The 14,896-nt window shown below is 69.5% G+C and carries 13 protein-coding genes; 3 read left to right on the forward strand and 10 right to left on the reverse strand.

Annotated elements, in window-relative coordinates:
• Positions 1-14: 14 nt before the first annotated feature.
• Genes ACFVBH_RS29620 through ACFVBH_RS29630 form a run of 3 tightly spaced genes read right to left on the reverse strand, consistent with a single transcriptional unit; the run spans position 15 to position 2,621 of the window.
• Positions 15-1,766, reverse strand: a complete 1,752-nt coding sequence (locus ACFVBH_RS29620; RefSeq protein ID WP_379006569.1) for an alpha/beta hydrolase — start codon at positions 1,764-1,766, stop codon at positions 15-17.
• Positions 1,763-2,089, reverse strand: coding sequence for a hypothetical protein (locus ACFVBH_RS29625; RefSeq protein WP_379006572.1), 327 nt, complete (start codon positions 2,087-2,089; stop codon positions 1,763-1,765). Before ACFVBH_RS29625 ends, ACFVBH_RS29620 begins: the two co-directional genes overlap by 4 nt.
• Positions 2,090-2,093: 4 nt before the next feature.
• Entirely contained in the window at positions 2,094-2,621 is a 528-nt protein-coding gene (locus tag ACFVBH_RS29630; RefSeq protein ID WP_379006574.1) for a hypothetical protein, read from the reverse strand.
• A 208-nt stretch (positions 2,622-2,829) separates the two neighbouring features.
• Here ACFVBH_RS29630 and ACFVBH_RS29635 point away from each other — a divergent pair, with 208 nt between their 5' ends.
• Complete coding sequence (locus ACFVBH_RS29635) at positions 2,830-4,062, forward strand: lycopene cyclase family protein (RefSeq protein WP_379006577.1); 1,233 nt, start codon at positions 2,830-2,832, stop codon at positions 4,060-4,062.
• Positions 4,063-4,090: 28 nt separating this feature from the next.
• Here the strand turns inward: ACFVBH_RS29635 and ACFVBH_RS29640 are convergent, their stop codons facing one another.
• The 4 genes from ACFVBH_RS29640 to ACFVBH_RS29655 form a co-directional block, all read right to left on the reverse strand.
• Entirely contained in the window at positions 4,091-5,119 is a 1,029-nt protein-coding gene (locus ACFVBH_RS29640; protein WP_354986666.1) for an SDR family oxidoreductase, read from the reverse strand.
• Positions 5,120-5,199: 80 nt separating this feature from the next.
• Positions 5,200-6,072 (reverse strand): ABC transporter permease, encoded by an 873-nt coding sequence (locus tag ACFVBH_RS29645; protein WP_354986667.1) that lies wholly within the window; start codon positions 6,070-6,072, stop codon positions 5,200-5,202.
• Complete coding sequence (locus ACFVBH_RS29650) at positions 6,069-6,866, reverse strand: ABC transporter permease (RefSeq protein ID WP_354986674.1); 798 nt, start codon at positions 6,864-6,866, stop codon at positions 6,069-6,071. The genes ACFVBH_RS29645 and ACFVBH_RS29650 overlap by 4 nt, the downstream gene beginning before the upstream one ends.
• A gap of 11 nt (positions 6,867-6,877) precedes the next feature.
• The gene (locus ACFVBH_RS29655; protein WP_354986668.1) at positions 6,878-7,990 is read right to left on the reverse strand and encodes an ATP-binding cassette domain-containing protein; all 1,113 of its coding nucleotides are present in this window, start codon (positions 7,988-7,990) and stop codon (positions 6,878-6,880) included.
• A 306-nt stretch (positions 7,991-8,296) separates the two neighbouring features.
• On the opposite strand from ACFVBH_RS29655, the gene ACFVBH_RS29660 reads away from it, so the two are divergent.
• Positions 8,297-9,802, forward strand: coding sequence for an aldehyde dehydrogenase family protein (locus ACFVBH_RS29660; protein ID WP_354986669.1), 1,506 nt, complete (start codon positions 8,297-8,299; stop codon positions 9,800-9,802).
• Positions 9,803-9,889: 87 nt separating this feature from the next.
• On the opposite strand, the gene ACFVBH_RS29665 is transcribed toward ACFVBH_RS29660, so the two are convergent.
• Positions 9,890-11,137, reverse strand: coding sequence for a TetR/AcrR family transcriptional regulator (locus ACFVBH_RS29665; RefSeq protein WP_379006584.1), 1,248 nt, complete (start codon positions 11,135-11,137; stop codon positions 9,890-9,892).
• Between the two features lie 125 nt (positions 11,138-11,262).
• Between ACFVBH_RS29665 and ACFVBH_RS29670 the strand changes: the two genes are divergently transcribed.
• Positions 11,263-12,057: an enoyl-CoA hydratase-related protein gene (locus ACFVBH_RS29670; protein ID WP_354986671.1), complete on the forward strand. Its 795-nt coding sequence runs from the start codon at positions 11,263-11,265 to the stop codon at positions 12,055-12,057.
• Positions 12,058-12,162: 105 nt separating this feature from the next.
• On the opposite strand, the gene ACFVBH_RS29675 is transcribed toward ACFVBH_RS29670, so the two are convergent.
• Positions 12,163-13,410 (reverse strand): Nramp family divalent metal transporter, encoded by a 1,248-nt coding sequence (locus tag ACFVBH_RS29675; protein WP_379006587.1) that lies wholly within the window; start codon positions 13,408-13,410, stop codon positions 12,163-12,165.
• Positions 13,411-13,806: 396 nt separating this feature from the next.
• Positions 13,807-14,829, reverse strand: a complete 1,023-nt coding sequence (locus ACFVBH_RS29680) for an alpha/beta hydrolase family protein (protein ID WP_354984538.1) — start codon at positions 14,827-14,829, stop codon at positions 13,807-13,809.
• Positions 14,830-14,896: the final 67 nt, after the last annotated feature.

A 14,896-nucleotide genomic window follows, 5' to 3' on the forward strand; every position in this document is an offset into this window, starting at 1 on the left:
CCCCACGCTCGAAGTCATCGCACCCAGTCCAGAATTGCTCGGCCGAGGTCGGTCGGTCCCGTCTTGTAGCCGGGGTCCCCTTCGACCACCGGCAACCCGGCGACGACGGCGGCGACGTTGTATCCGGTCGTCCGGAGTTGTTCGCCGTCATCGCCCGATCGCGGGTATTCCGAATGACCCACCGCACCGTCGCGGCGGACGCCGTCGGGAGTTACCTCCGCATCTGTCTCCAGGTGCGTGAAACCAGGAATGTAGCCAGGACTCAGACCGAAGCCGTTGAGACTCGCCACGGCGTCGTCGTGCGCGGTCATCTCGTACGCGTGGCCGGGGTCGAGGTTGAGCTTGTCCAGCGCGTTCTCCCACGGGTTGTACCCCGTGTCCAGGCCAGGCGAACCGTAGACGACCAGGTCGTCCACCGGATGGGGGCCGGGTTGCTGCAGGGCCATGCCGGTAACGAGGGACCCGTAGGAGTGGCCGACCGCGGTCAGATGGGGATCCCCGCCGTGTGAGACCTGCAATCCCTGATAGAAGGACGCCAGCCTGGGTGCCGCGTTCGCCGCGAGGTCGTCGTGTGCCACGTCCCAGCCGCCCTGGGCGTTGTCGGTATCCCACCACTCGTCGGTATTGGCCAACTGCGGTGCGTCGTAGCCGATCCAGGCGATCGTCGCGACGGTGCTGTCGGGGCGATTCGCCGTCAGCAGGTCCGAGACAGCGGTGTTTCGCAACGTCGTGGCCTCGGCGACCATGCTGCCGATCGAACTGTGCACCGTCGTGTTCAGACCGGGCGTGGTGACCGAGACATGGTCCGCTGTATCCGGATTGCCGACCGAGACAGCCGCGTGCGCCTGTGCGCCCGATTGCGTGTCCAACAGCAGAAGCATGCGTTCGTTCTTCAGCGGCCCGGTGTTGACGGCCTTGTCGACCGCTTCGAGATCGGCGAACTTGCCGCTCACCGCGGGGTCGCCGGCGCGGGCCCGCGCCAGTTCGTCCGCGAGCTTGATGCGGTTGTAGTGGTCACGCTCGGCGACCGGCATGCCGTCGCGATTACCGAGGTACTGATCGTGCAACCAGAGTGCGTCTTTCTCTTCCTGACCCAGGGTTTGCCAGAAGTCGCCGAAGCCCTGCTGATCGGCGTGCAGGGCGGCTTTGCCGTCGACGACGTCCTGCACCCGCTGACCGCGTTCGCCGAGGGATACCGGGACCCGCGAGGGGAGGGCCTTGACGGCGGTCAGCGGCTCGAAGGCGGAATCTATTGCGGCGGTCGCGTTTTCTACTATCTGGCCGAGGCCGGCGAGGGCCAGCTTTATCGGGGGCTCGTAGAAGGTTTTGGCGGTGTGGTTCAAAGCCCCCTGTGCCATTGCCAGGTCGGCGGGGGTCGCGTCGGCGGGGAGGGAGAGGGCGGCGTCGGGGGGCGTTACCGTGCCGTCTTCGGCGACCTGAAAGTTGTTTTTCTCGGCCAGGTCTATCGCGGCGATCGTGACCTGTTGGGCCATAGCGATTTTCGTTCGAGCGGTCGTGGCGGTGGTGATCGCGGCGGTTAGGGCTGTGGTCAGGGTGGTTGCCGCGGTGGCGGTTTCGGTCACCGCGGCGCGGGCGCGGTCGGCGGCGGCGCCTTCCCAGAAGGTGGTGGAGGCGGTGTAGTCGCGGGCCGAAAGGTCCAGGTGGAGTTGGGTCGTGTCGCGGGCCGTTGTCCACTCGGCGATCTGGCGAGTGAGGGAATCGGGGGCCAGCGCGTAGGCCTGGGACTTGGTGACGGGCGCGGTCATGGGTTCGGGAGGTGGGTCGTCGCGTCCACGATGTTCAGGCGAACCGCGTGGTCGGTGTGGTGGAAGGCGTCCACGCAGCGGACGGTGTTGCCGCCGATCAGTTCCAGGGCCCGGCCGAGCGCGGCGGTCGCGTCGTCGGTATCCGCGGAGCGAGCGGCGCACACCGTCCCGAGGCGGAAGCCGGCGAAGCCCGCGGCGACTCCGGCCGCGGCCTGACCGGCGGGGAGTTCTTCGAGGGACCTGCCGTGGGCGCGCACCGCGGTGGCCAGGCTCAGGGCGTCGGCCTGGTCGATGCGGAGCGACTCGGCGAAGGGGCTCGGCACGGGACTACCGGCCCAGGCTGCGGCGCAGGAACGCCTGGTTCTCGCGGACCTCGTCCTCGAATTCGAGTTCACGGGCCAGCTCGGCGTCGGCTCGGGCGCGCGGGTCCCGGGCCGGGGGCGCGGGTTGGGCGGGCGCGCTCACCGCGTGCGCGGATCGTGCGGTGGCGGGCTCCCCGCCGGACATCGACCGGGAACCAACCCCTGCCAACTCCGGCCGGGGCGCGTCGATCGCGGCGGTCGCGGCCTGCACCGCCGCCTCGATCCGCGGGTCGGCGCGGAAGGCGGCGAGCGCGGCGGCCGCGTGGGCGCGCGCGTCGGCGAGCGCCTGCTGAGCCAGGGCGGTGAGCCGGCGGCCCAGTTCGCCGCCGGTCAGGGCGGGGGCGCGGTCGTCGATGTGAATGGTGATCTCACCGTCGGCGCGGGCCTCGACCTGGAGCCAGCCGTCGGCGGAACGGGCCCGGGTGCGGGCGGCGGTCAGCGCGTCGGCCAGCCGGGCAGTGGTGTTCTGCAGCGGATCGCTGTCGTTCCTCATGGATTCCCCGGGCCTTGTCAGTAACTCGAAGATTGCGTCCTATCAAACTGACCAGTTTCAAACATCTCTTCGACCACCGTCTGCGCAGCTGAGAGCAGTGTGCCGACTCGGCGCGGCCGATTCGCCGCAACCGCCCTCTTCGCGACCCCGGGGGTGCGAGGTCGCCCGGGTGCTGGCGGCCCGGGGACCCGGCTGTTTGAATGCGGGTATGAGTGGCCGGAAGGTCGGCGGAGCCGCCGATGTGTGCGTGGTGGGGCTCGGGCCCACGGGCCGGGCCCTGGCGCACCGGGCGATGCGGGCGGGGTTGCGGGTGGTCGCGGTGGATCCGCGGCCCGATCGGCTCTTCCCGCCCACCTTCTCGTGCTGGGTCGACGAACTGCCGGACTGGTTGCCGCCCGGCGTGATCGCCAGCCGCATCGAGGCCCCCGTGGTGTGGACCAAGAGCGCGCACCGCATCGACCGGCCGTACGCCGTGCTGTCCAAACGGGGCCTGCACGAGACCCTGGCGCTGGACGACGCCACCGTGATCTCCGGTCGCGCCCGGATCGTGCAGGCGCACCGGGTCGAATTGGCCGACGGCACCGAGGTCCGCGCGGCGACGGTGTTCGACACCCGCGGCATGCCCTCCCCCGCCAAACGCCGAACCGCCAGCGCACATGGCATTTTCGTGGACGAGGACATCGCCGCGCCCATGGTCAAGGCCGGTGAGGGCCTGCTGCTGGATTGGCGGCCCGAGAACGGCGCGGGCCCCGGCGCCCCGCCGAGCTTCCTGTACTCGGTGCCCCTGGGCGACGGCACGGTGATCTTCGAGGAGACCAGCCTCGGCCTGCGCGGCGGCATGCCGCAGCACGAATTGCGGCGGCGCACGCTGAATCGCCTGGCCGCGCACGGTATTCGACTACGCGGCGACGAACCCAGCGAGGCCGCGCACTATCCGCTCGACACCCCGCCGCCGGAAACCGGTCTCGGGCAGGTGATTCCGTACGGCTCGCGCGGCGGCATGATGCACCCGATCACCGGCTACTGCGTCGCCGATTCGCTGGCCCTGGTGGACACCGCGGTCGACGCGGTGCAGCGCGGCACGGATCCGGTCGAGGCGCTGTGGCCGTGGCAGGCGCGCCTCGTGTACTGGATGCGCATGCGCGGCGTCTACGGCCTGGGCCGGCTCACCGAGGCGCAGGCGATCGCGATGTTCGACGCCTTCTTCACCGGTTCCCCCCGCCAGCAGCGCGCGCTGCTGTCCGCACACGACGATTACGCCGCGCTCGGCGGCGGCCTGTTCATGACGGTGGCCCGCACCTGGCCGTTCCGCTGGCGCTACGACCTGGTCGGCTGGACCAACCGCAATCGCTGGGTGGGCTGGGATTACGGCCGCCCGGAACCGCGCCCGGAGCCGGATTTCCCGGGCACGCACGAGAGCGAGACCAGCACCGCGCCCTGAGCCCCCGGTCCACGACGATCCCGGCGCGTCAGACCCAGTTCTCGATCCAGTACTTCCAGATCACCGGCGCGTACCCCGCCAGCGGCGGCACCTTGATATCGCTGCCGGCCAGCGCGGCCCCGGTCCGCGCGGTGTCGAAGCGGCAGCCGAACTCGCTGTGCTCGATGACGTCGCTGGGCACGCCTACCTGCTTCAGCATCCAGCCCATGCCCGGCACCTTCATCGTCATGTCGAGGGTCTGCTTTGGCATGACCTCGACCAGGTGCGGCGCCCCGGCCTCGTCGGCGAAGAGGTTGAACACGTCCGCGACGCTCTGCTCGCGCGGGTCGGCCAGGTGGTAGGTCTGACCGTTGCCGCCGGGCCGATGCGCGATGTGGTCCAGCGCCCGGGCCACGAAGTCGACCGGGACCATGTTGGTGTCGCCGAGCTTGGGCGCGACCACCGGCAGGATGCGCGGCAATTGCGCCGCCATGCGCAGCAGCCGGAAGAAGTAGTACGGCCCCTCGATGCGATCGATCTCGCCGGTGCGCGAATGCCCGATCACGATGGACGGCCGGTAGATCCGCCACGGCACCGAATCCTGATCCCGCACGGCCTGTTCGGCGGCGAGCATGGCGCGCTGATACGGGGTGCCGAGCTGCTGGCCGACGTCGAGCATGTCCTCGGTGAAGGTGCCGTTCCAGCCGCCGGCCACGTGCACGGTCGAAACATGGTGCAGCAGGCCCGCTTCCAGGGTCGCGGCGAGTTCGGCGACGCGGCGGGTGCCGCCCCCGGGCACGGCGGCGTCGTAGCCGCCGGCCAGGTGGATGACGTGTTCTATCGAACCCCGGTGCGCCGCGATCCAGCCCGGATCCACCCCGAGCCCGGGTGCGCCGAGGTCCCCGCGCACGGGACGAACCCGGCCCTCTGCATCCCAGGCGCGCATGCAGCGGTTGAAACGCAGGACGGAGTCTTCACCGGGACGCACGAGCACATGGACGGGCCTGCCGCGTTCGAGGAGTTCGGGTACCAGAAATCGGCCGATGAACCCGGTTGCCCCGGTAACCAGGTAAGACATGGACTCAGCCTAGCGTGATCCACGACACACCCGGTTCCCGGCTCGACGACACACCCAAAGCTCGCATGCGGGACGAAATTTCACGCCCCGGTTTCAGCGGCCTTCCGATAACCGCGGATCGCGGGGTACGCGAACACCACGATCATGCCGACCGACCACGCCACCGTCTTCCACAGCGGGGTGGCGATGGGACCGTCGAAGGCGAGTCCCTTCATGGCGTCGATCGCGGTGCTCATGGGCTGGTTCTCGACCACGCCCTGCAGCCACGCGGGGTACGCGGCCACCGGCACGAAGCCGGAGTTGAAGAACATGAGCAGGTTGCTGATGATGCCGATGATCGACACCAGCATGATGCCCTCGGACAGGGTGGCCAGCGCGGTCACCAGCACCGCGAAACCGATCGCGAACAGCACCGGAATCAGGATCATCGCGATGGACGCCGCGGGGCCGTACCAGAATCTGAAGCCCAGGCAGACTCCGACCAGCAGCACGAAGATCGTGGTGATCAGCACCCGGATCGCCTCCGCCAGCAGCCGCCCGGTCAACCCGGCCGCCCGATGCGTCGGCATGGTGTAGAAGCGCCCGAGCAGACCGGTCGCTTTCTCGACCTTGAAGCCGAGCGCCGAGACGACCGATCCGGACATGGCCGCCACCAGCATGATCATCGGCGTGTGGCCGTACACGGCGGGGATGCCGGTGACCCTGGTGATCGTGTGGCCGAGCACGACGTTGAACATCAGCAGGGTGGCCGCCGGGTAGACCAGCGTCTGCACGGTGGTCGCGGGGTCCCGGGACCAGCCGATCAGCAGTCGCTTGCACTGGATGAGGCTCTGCTGCAGCCAGATTCGCAGGGCCTTCTCGTTGCGGGCGCGCACGACGGGCAACGGCTGATGACCGGCCCACGAATCCGCTTCGGCGACGGTGGCCCGATCGGCCTCGATGACTGTACTCATGATCGCCTCACACTCGCCCACACGGCCAGTGGCGTGAAGACCACCAGGCCGCCGATCAACCACACCAGCGGCACCCACAGCACCTGCCAGGTCACCCCACCCGCCGCCATGTCACGCAGCGCGTAGGAGAACTGCGAGATGGGCTGATTGCGGACGAACGGCCGAATCCACGCCGGGAAGCCGTCTTCGGGCACGAAGCCGCAGGAGAGCATGCCGAAGATGAGCGTCGGCAGGGTCAGCGCCTGACTCAGCGATTCCGGACTCTTGGTCAGCGACCCGAGACCATCCGCGCCGATGGCCAGCACGGTGCCGACCGCCAGGGAGAACAGGCAGAACCACAGCGCCTGCTGCCACCCGGCCACGAAGCGGAAGCCGATCATGTGGCCCCAGCCCAGCGCGGCGGCGAGGGACACGACCGAACGCACCAGACCCGCCGAAAGCCGGGCCAGCAGCGGCACCATCTTGCCGATGGGCATGGTCTGCATGCGGGTGTTGAGACCGGTCATGGCTTCGAACGCGGCCAATTGCGCGTTCGACATCATGGTGAAGGACATGGTCTGCAGCACGATGATCGGCATGACGTACTGGGCGTAGTCGATGCCCTGGAACGACATGATGAATTTGAGCGGCAGGTAGAAGCCGAGGGTGAAGACCAGCGGAATGAAGACCGCGACGATCAGCTCACCCTTGGTGGCCATGACCCAGACGATGCGCCCGGTCAGCGCACGCCACTGCGCGAAGCTGTTCGGTTTGGACTCCGGCATCCCGGAGAAGAGCTGTGCCCCGGCCGGCATGGCGGGGGCGCTCACTCGGCGGACGCTTTCTGCTCCGCGGTCTCCGTCGTCTCGACAGCGGTGGCGGCCTGCTCCGCGTCCGCGGTTGTCGGCACGGCTTCCGGCTTCGCCGTGACGGCCGCCGTGTTCTGCTCGGCGCCGTGCCCGGTGAGAGTGAGGAACACATCGTCGAGCGAGGGGCGGCGCAGGCCGATGTCGGCGAGCTTGATGCCCGCGGCGTCGAGCTTGCGCAGCGCGTCGGACAGGGTGCCCGCACCGTCGGGCGCGGGGATGGAGAGCCGTTCGCCGGTGGTCACGGTGCGTACCGCCTCGGGCACGAGTTCGCCGAGCGCTTCGACGGCCTTGGCGAGATCGCTCGGATCCAACGGCACGATCTCGCAGTAGCTGCCGCCGGTCTTCTCCTTGAGGGCGTCGGCGGTGCCCTCGGCGATGACGGTGCCCTTGTCGATGACGATGATGTTGTCGCTGAGCACGTCGGCCTCTTCGAGGTACTGCGTGGTCAGCAGGACGGTGATGCCCTGGGTCTTGAGGGTGTTGACCAGATCCCAGACGCCCTGGCGGCTGCGCGGGTCCAGACCGGTGGTGGGTTCGTCGAGGAAGACGACCTCGGGGCGGACCACGAGTCCGCAGGCGATGTCGACGCGGCGGCGCATGCCGCCGGAGTAGTGCCGGACCGCGCGGCGGCCGGCGCCGGTCAGGTCGAATTCCTCGAGCAGGGTGTCGGCGCGCTGTCGAGCGGCCTTGCGCTGCAGACCCATGAGACGGCCGAAGAGTTCGAGGTTCTCGCGGCCCGAGAGGTTCTCGTCGAGGGCCGCGTACTGGCCGGTCATCATGATCGAGCGGCGGACGGCCGCCGGATCCTTGCGCACATCGTGCCCGGCGACGCGGGCGATGCCGGAGTCCGGGCGCAGCAGGGTGGACAGGACCTTGACCGTGGTGGTCTTGCCGGCGCCGTTCGGGCCGAGAATGCCCAGCACCTGGCCGCGGGCGGCGCTGAAGCTGATGCCCTGCAGCGCGTGCACATCGCCGAACGACTTACGAACGTCCTCGACGAAAACGGCCGGTTCGCTCCCTATGCTGTGCGTCTCCGCGGTCTGCGAATCCGGTTTGTCCAAGCTCGGCATCAACTCTCCACTATCGGCATAGGCGGGCAATTCCGTCGCCCCGTTTCGGCAGGTCCCCACATCCCATCCGGGATGATCCACTCCACCGTGCGCGATGTTACCGGGGCACCAGTTTCGAGGACGTTTCTTTGCCGAAGCAGCTATCCGGCAAACGTGTGCTTGGTCACAAACCGATGGGTTTACGAATAGCCGCTGTTCCGGGCGCAGACCGGGCGGTATGTGTCGATTTTCGTACCTTGTCGGGTCCGCGCACCGCCCATAGTCTGGCGGGACGGGGAGAATTTCATTGGCCACGAGAGGGTGACCATGGCCGAGTCTGCGCAGCCGCGGTCGGAATCCCATCCGCCGCGGGCCACGGTGCGCACGGGAACGGGCCGACCGAAGGTACTGACATCGTACGATCCACGCACCGGCGAGGTCGTCGGCGATTTCGCCATCATGGGCGCCGGCGAGCTGACCCGCGCGGTCCGCTCCGCCCGCACCACCGAACAGTGGTGGGCGGCACTGGGATTCGCGGGCAGAAGGCGCTGGCTGCTGGACTGGAAACGCGTGATCGCGCGCGGCACCCGCGACCTGGTCGAGCTCATCAGCACCGAGACCGGCAAACCCCGGATGGACGCGGCGATCGAGGTGACGCTCGCGATCGAGCACCTGGATTGGGTTGCGCGCCATGCGGAAAAGACGCTGGGCCGCCCCACCCGCGCCCGCGCGTGGTTCCGGCGGGCCGAGCCCGGCGTGGTCGGCTACCGGCCACTCGGCGTGGTCGGAGTCCTGGGGCCCTGGCACAATCCCGTTCTCACGCCGATGAATTCGATCGCGAGCGCCATGGCGGCCGGGAACGCGGTGGTCTTCAAGCCCAGCGAGCTGACGCCCGGCGTCGGCGCCTGGCTGGCCGACAGTTGGAGTCGACTGTCTCCCAATCAGCCTGTGCTGCAGGTGGTCACCGGCGACGGTTCGACCGCCGCCGCGCTGTGCCGGGCCCGGCTGGACAAGATCGCGTACTCCGGGTCGGTGGCGGGCGCCCGCGAGGTCACCGCGCTGTGCGCGCAGAGCTCCACTCCCCTGGTGGTCGAGCCGGGCGGGCGCGGCGCGATGATCGTCCAGGTCGACGCGCGCCTCGACATCGCCGCCGCGGCAGCGGTTTACGGGTCGATGTCCAATGCCGGCCAGCAACCCGCGGGCGTGCACCGGGTGTACGTGGCGGAATCGGTGTACGAGCCCTTCCTCGAGCTGGTGGCCGAACAGGCCCGCCGGCTGCGACCGGCCGCCGATCGGCGCGCCTCCTACGGGCCCATGACCCTGGACTCGCAGATCGACGTGGTGCGCAGGCAGGTCCGGGACGCGCTCACCCGGGGCGGGCGGCCGGTGGTCGGCAGCCTGGAGTCGATTCGCGAGCCCTACATCGAACCCATTGTGCTGACCGAGGTTCCGGAGGTCAGCCTGGCCGCCACCGGCGAGGCGACCGGGCCGGTGCTCATCGTGAACCGGGTCGCGACCATGGACGAGGCGGTGGAACGCGTCAACGGGCACGAAAGGTCGCTGCCCGTCGCGGTTTTCACCCGCGATCTGCGCAGCGTGCCGGAGTTCGCCGAACGGCTCCGCACCGAGCTGGTGACGGTCAACGCGGCCCCGGCGTACGGGGTGCACGGTCCGGGCCGGATCCGGGACGCACAGCGGCTGCGTGAATTCGCGCGGCCGCAGGCGATCGTGGAGAAGCGCCGCCGGGATCCGGTGGATCTGGGCACCTTCGACCGGCATCCGCAGCGGCTGCGCATGGCGCGGGCGCTGTTCCGGTTGCGGCACCGGGTCTGAGCCGCCGGGCCCGAGCACCGGGTCCGGCCGCGGCGTCGATTCCACACGATCGAGCCTGCGCGGCGGTCGCTTTCGCGGCCGGGCGGCCTAGGCGACCGGTTCCGCCGCGTTCGCGGTGTCCGCGCCCAGCAGCACCGCGCTCATGAGCGCGGCGACCCGGGCCATTTGCGCGGGACGGGAGTCGAAGCGCAGGCGGCGGCCCACATCGACGACCTGGCCGATGGCCGCGTGCACCCGGAAGCGCGCCTCCACCTGATCGCCCTCGAGCAGATTGGCCCACTCCAGGACGTTCTGCCGCTGGATCGAGCGCAGCCGATGCTGTTCGGAGGCGGGCAGATTGGAGAACTCGGCGAAGTACACCGGCAGGATCTCGGGCATGTGGAAGGTCATGCGGGCGAAGCGCTCGGCGATGCGCACCGCGGCGTCCGAACGGCTGGTCGCCTCCGAGAGCGCCTCGGCGTTGGCGATGGCCACCCGCTCGCCGGTGCGGTGGAACGCCGCGGCCAGCAGGTCGGCCTTGCTGGCGAAGTACCGGTACACGCTGGAGGCGTTGATGCCGGCGGCCGCGCCGATCTCCTCGATGCTGGCTTCGTGGTAGCCCTGGCGGCCGAAGATGCGAATGGCCTCGGTCAGCAACTGCTCGCGCTTGGAGATGACGGGCAGGCCGCGCACGATCGGATCGCCCGCGGGATGGGGCGGCACCGGCGGCAGGTCGGCGCGCAGGATGTCCCAGCAGATCTCGTTGAGCAGGCCGACCAGGCGCGTGTTGGACAGGGCCGTGCGGTGCGCGGTGACACTGCCGATAGCGCTGAGCACGGCGGCCGCGCGCAGGCTGATGTCGGCGGGGTCGGCGTCGGGGTAGAGCGCGGCGATCGCCGCTTCCATGGTGGCGTGCAGTTCGGTGTAGATGACGCGGATGCGCGCGCGGTCCTCGCGTTCGAGGTAGCGGCGCTCCCAGCGGTACAGCCCGCCCTCGCGACGGCAGTCGATGGTGTATTCGGTGATGCCGCGGAACAGCGCGGTGAGTCGCGGTTCCGGTTCGAGGTTCGGGTCGTCCGCGGCCTTGGCGGCGTCGAGCAACTGCTGGGCCCCCATTTCGGCGGCGGCGACCAGCATGGCGTACTTGTTGTGGAAGTGCCGGTACAGCGCGGGCCCGGAGATGCCGACCTCGGCCGCGATCTCGTCCACGCCCACGGGGTGATAGCCCCGCTCAGCGAAGGCTCGTGCGGCCACCCGCACGATCTGCGCCTTGCGATTCTTGGGTCGTCGGCGGGGGCCGGATTCGGCGGCCGGTCGCGCGTCGGCGAGTCCCACCTCGCTGCGATCGGCGACCATGCGCTTTCTCCTTCCGAACGGCACCGGCTGTTGACAGTGCCGGACGAGTCACCCTAAGTTAACCACAATTCGCACAGCTGAACACATCGCGCGGGCTAATTCGCCGCACGCGGGCAGGAGTACCGATGAGCATTGCCGCGACGACCCCGGGCTACACCGCCGTGCTCGACGGGCGGGTGCTGCGCATCACCATCACCAATCCCAAGCGCAAGAATGCCATCGACTACGACACCATGGTCGGTCTCGGCGAAACCGTGCTGGCCGCGGCGGCGGAACCGGCCGTGCGGGTGATAGTACTGACCGGTGCGGGCGGTGACTTCTGCACGGGCGCGGATCTGTCGGCCAGTCCCGCCGAGGCGGCCCGCGGCATCACCCCCGAGATGACCATGGTGGCGGCCAATCGGATGATCAAGGCCATCGTCGACGCGCCCGTACCGGTTATCGCCCGGCTACGGGGTGCGGCGGCCGGGGTCGGGGTCGCGTTCGCGCTCGCGGCGGATCTGACCTACGCCACCGAGGACGCCTATCTGCTGCTGGCCTTCATCAATATCGGGCTCATGCCCGACGGCGGCGCGGCGGCCATGGTGGCGGCCGCGGCGGGGCGGCCGCTGGCGGCGGAGATGGCACTGCTCGGCGAGCGGCTGCCGGTGACCGACGCGCTGCGGCACGGGCTCGTCACCGGCGTGCTGTCCGAGGCGGAGCTGGACGCGAAGGTCGAGGCCGCGGCCGCCAAGCTCGCGCACGGTCCGCGCCGGGCCATCGAACTCACCAAGCGCGCGCTCAACGCCGCGGCGCTCACCTCGCTCGACGCGGCGCTGGCGGCCGAGGCCGTGGGGCAGCCGGAGCTGCTGCGCTCCCCCGATTTCGCCGAGGGCGCGAACGCCATGCTCGGGAAGCGCCCGGCGGTTTTCGCACAATAGGTTTCCCGGTCGTCACGCGGAGCCCGGGGGACGGCGACCGTCCCCCGGGCCCGTGCGAAGTCGCTCGCTCCCCCCTACGGAGCGAGCGACTTCGCCTGTACCGGACTAACTTCCGGTGACCGTCAGGTAGATCAGCGCGACGTTCAGCGCCGAGATGACGGCCGCCACCAGCCAGGCCAGCCCCGTGGTGAGGCGGCGATTCACGTCCGCGCCCATGAGGTTTCGGTCGGCGGTGAAGCGCACCAGCGGGATCAGGGCGAACGGGATGCCGAAGGACAGCACCACCTGCGACACGATGAGCGCGCGGGTGGGGTCGACGCCCAGGGCCAGGATCACCAGGGCCGGAATGAGGGTGACCACGCGGCGCACCAGCAGCGGGATCCGGCGGCGCAGCAGGCCCTGCATGATCATCGCGCCGGCGTACGCGCCGACCGAGGTCGAGGCCAGGCCCGAGGCGAGCAGGCCGACCGCGAGCAGCAATCCGGCGGCGGGACCGAGGGTTTGGGTCACCGCCGCGTGCGCGTCCTCGAGGGAGTCCACGCCCTCGCGCCCGCGCAGGGTGCTCGCGGCCATGAGCAGCATGGCCAGGTTCACCGCGCCCGCCAGCAGCATGGCCAGGCCCACGTCGTACCGGGTGATGCGCAGCAGCCGGGCGCGGGCGGGACCGGGTTCGGGTGAACCGTGCCGATCCCGGGCCAGTCCCGAGTGCAGGTACACGGCGTGCGGCATGACGGTCGCGCCGATCATGGCGGCGGCCAGCAGCACGCTCTCGGTGCCGTCGAAGCGCGGCACCAGTCCCCCGATGGTGCCCGAAACCGAAGGGGGCGAGATGAATACCGAGGCCAGGAAGCCGATGGCGATGACGGCCAGCATGCCGATGATGATGCGTTCGAAGGGCCGCTGCCCGCGCCGGTTCTGCACCGCCAGTAGGGCCAGCGACACCACCCCGGTGATCAGCCCGCCCAGCAGCAGCGGGAGTCCGAACAGCAGGTTCAGCGCGATGGCGCCGCCCACGACCTCGGCGAGATCGGTTGCCATCGCGACGGTCTCGGCCTGCGCCCAGTAGGCCAGGCGCACCCGGCGACTCGCCCGGTCGCGCACGGCCTCGGGCAGCGACATGCCGGTGACCAAACCCAGCTTGGCCGACAGGAACTGCACCAGCCCCGCCATGACGTTGGCCATGACGATGACCCACACCAGCAGATACCCGAACTTCGCGCCGGCACTGATGTTCGAGGCCACGTTGCCGGGATCGACGTAGGCGATGGCGGCGACGAACGCCGGGCCGAGCAGCACGGCGGCCGATCTGCCGCGCTGCAACCGGGTGCGGCGCTCGGCCTGCCTGATCTCCACCCCAGGAGTTTACGGTGAACCAAACTTTTTGTTGAGTCAGCCCCATAAAACCGGGCCACCCGCCGCGTTATGGCAGGCCGACGAACCCGCCGAACGAATTCGACCGCCCGCCCGAAGGCGAGCGGTCGAAAGAACACCGCAGGTTACGTAGCCAGACCCTCACGGCGACGCGCGACGCCGAAGAGGATGCACCCGGATCAGACGCAGGCACCGTACGAGGACCGCTCCCCGCCACGTCATGCAAAGGCGACAACTGATCTCGCGAGATCGGGGTAACTCCCCGGGTACGCCCAGAACCGGTGCCGTGCCCGACCGCACCACGCGTGCGAATCAGGCAACGGCTCCCGAGCCGGGCGCTGAATACTCGGGGAGGCGGGCTAGCGAGGCGGGCTAGCTCTAGAGCCCCAGGCCGCGGGCGAGCACCGGCCACGAGTTGATGAACTCGTCGTTCCAGTACCCCCACGAGTGGGTGCCGCTGTTGCGGAAGTTGTACGTCGCCGGAATGTTCAGCGAGTCCAGCTTGGTCTTGAGGTTCGCGGTGCAGTAGTTGGTGCCCGCCTCGATGACGCCGCCGATGACGAGCTGGTTCACCAGGCCGTAGCTGCCCGGCAGGGTGTACGGGCCGTTGAGCCCGTCCCACTGGCCCGGCAGGCCGTTGCCGGTGGAGATGTAAAGGTCGGTGCCGCGCAGCTTCTCGGCGTTGACGACCGGGTCGTTCTCGGCCCAGGCCGGGGAGTTCTCGGGGCCGAACATGTTCTCCAGCTTGCCGCCGCCCCAGGTCTCGACGGTCAGGCGCATGAACTCGCGGCCCACCGGATCGGCGAACTGGGCGCAGCCGCTGTAGGCGGCCGCGGCACGGAACAGGCCGGGCTTGGCCTCGGGCAGCGAGAGGACGGTGGTGCCGGAGGTGGAGATGCCGGCGACCGCGTTCACGCCGTTGGTGCCGAGGGCGCCGTCGACCAGCGGCGGCAGTTCCTCGGTGAAGAAGGTCTGCCACTTGTTGCGGCCGAGCGTGGGATCGTCCTGCTGCCAGTCCATGTAGTAGGACCACTTGCCGCCGATCGGCTGCACGACATTGACGTTCTTGTCGGCGAGGAAGCCGTTGACGATATTGGTCTTCTTCACCCAGGAGGCGTCGTCCTGACCGCCGCCCGCGCCGTTGAGCAGGTAGAGGGTCGGGCGCGGTTCGGAGGTGTCGGCGGGCCGCTGCACATCGACGGGGAAGGTGGCGTCCATGGCCGCGGAGTAGACGTACAGCCGGATGTTGCGGCCGTCCTTCATCTCCGCCTTGGTGATCTTCGACCCGTCCGGCGCCACCGGATCCGCGAGCAGCTTCTTGTTGTCGATGATCGGATCAGCAGCGGCGGTGGGGATGCCGACACCGGCCACCAGGCCGGTGAGTACTGCCGTCGCGGCCATGAAAGCGGCGGTGCGGGCACCGCGCTTGCGACTTGTAAGCCGATTGCGGACATGTCGACGAATCAAT

This window comes from Nocardia sp. NPDC057668, assembly GCF_042799795.1.
In the GTDB taxonomy this organism is placed as follows: domain Bacteria; phylum Actinomycetota; class Actinomycetes; order Mycobacteriales; family Mycobacteriaceae; genus Nocardia.

Excerpts from the sequence above, each read along its gene's own strand:
- ACFVBH_RS29655 (WP_354986668.1), bottom strand. The coding sequence starts at position 7,990 with ATGCCGAGCTTGGACAAACCGGATTCGCAGACCGCGGAGACGCACAGC.
- ACFVBH_RS29635 (WP_379006577.1), top strand. The coding sequence starts at position 2,830 with ATGAGTGGCCGGAAGGTCGGCGGAGCCGCCGATGTGTGCGTGGTGGGG.
- ACFVBH_RS29650 (WP_354986674.1), bottom strand. The coding sequence starts at position 6,866 with ATGCCGGCCGGGGCACAGCTCTTCTCCGGGATGCCGGAGTCCAAACCG.
- ACFVBH_RS29630 (WP_379006574.1), bottom strand. The coding sequence starts at position 2,621 with ATGAGGAACGACAGCGATCCGCTGCAGAACACCACTGCCCGGCTGGCC.
- ACFVBH_RS29680 (WP_354984538.1), bottom strand. The coding sequence starts at position 14,829 with ATGGCCGCGACGGCAGTACTCACCGGCCTGGTGGCCGGTGTCGGCATC.
- ACFVBH_RS29665 (WP_379006584.1), bottom strand. The coding sequence starts at position 11,137 with ATGGTCGCCGATCGCAGCGAGGTGGGACTCGCCGACGCGCGACCGGCC.
- ACFVBH_RS29660 (WP_354986669.1), top strand. The coding sequence starts at position 8,297 with ATGGCCGAGTCTGCGCAGCCGCGGTCGGAATCCCATCCGCCGCGGGCC.
- ACFVBH_RS29645 (WP_354986667.1), bottom strand. The coding sequence starts at position 6,072 with ATGAGTACAGTCATCGAGGCCGATCGGGCCACCGTCGCCGAAGCGGAT.
- ACFVBH_RS29640 (WP_354986666.1), bottom strand. The coding sequence starts at position 5,119 with ATGTCTTACCTGGTTACCGGGGCAACCGGGTTCATCGGCCGATTTCTG.
- ACFVBH_RS29670 (WP_354986671.1), top strand. The coding sequence starts at position 11,263 with ATGAGCATTGCCGCGACGACCCCGGGCTACACCGCCGTGCTCGACGGG.
- ACFVBH_RS29620 (WP_379006569.1), bottom strand. The coding sequence starts at position 1,766 with ATGACCGCGCCCGTCACCAAGTCCCAGGCCTACGCGCTGGCCCCCGAT.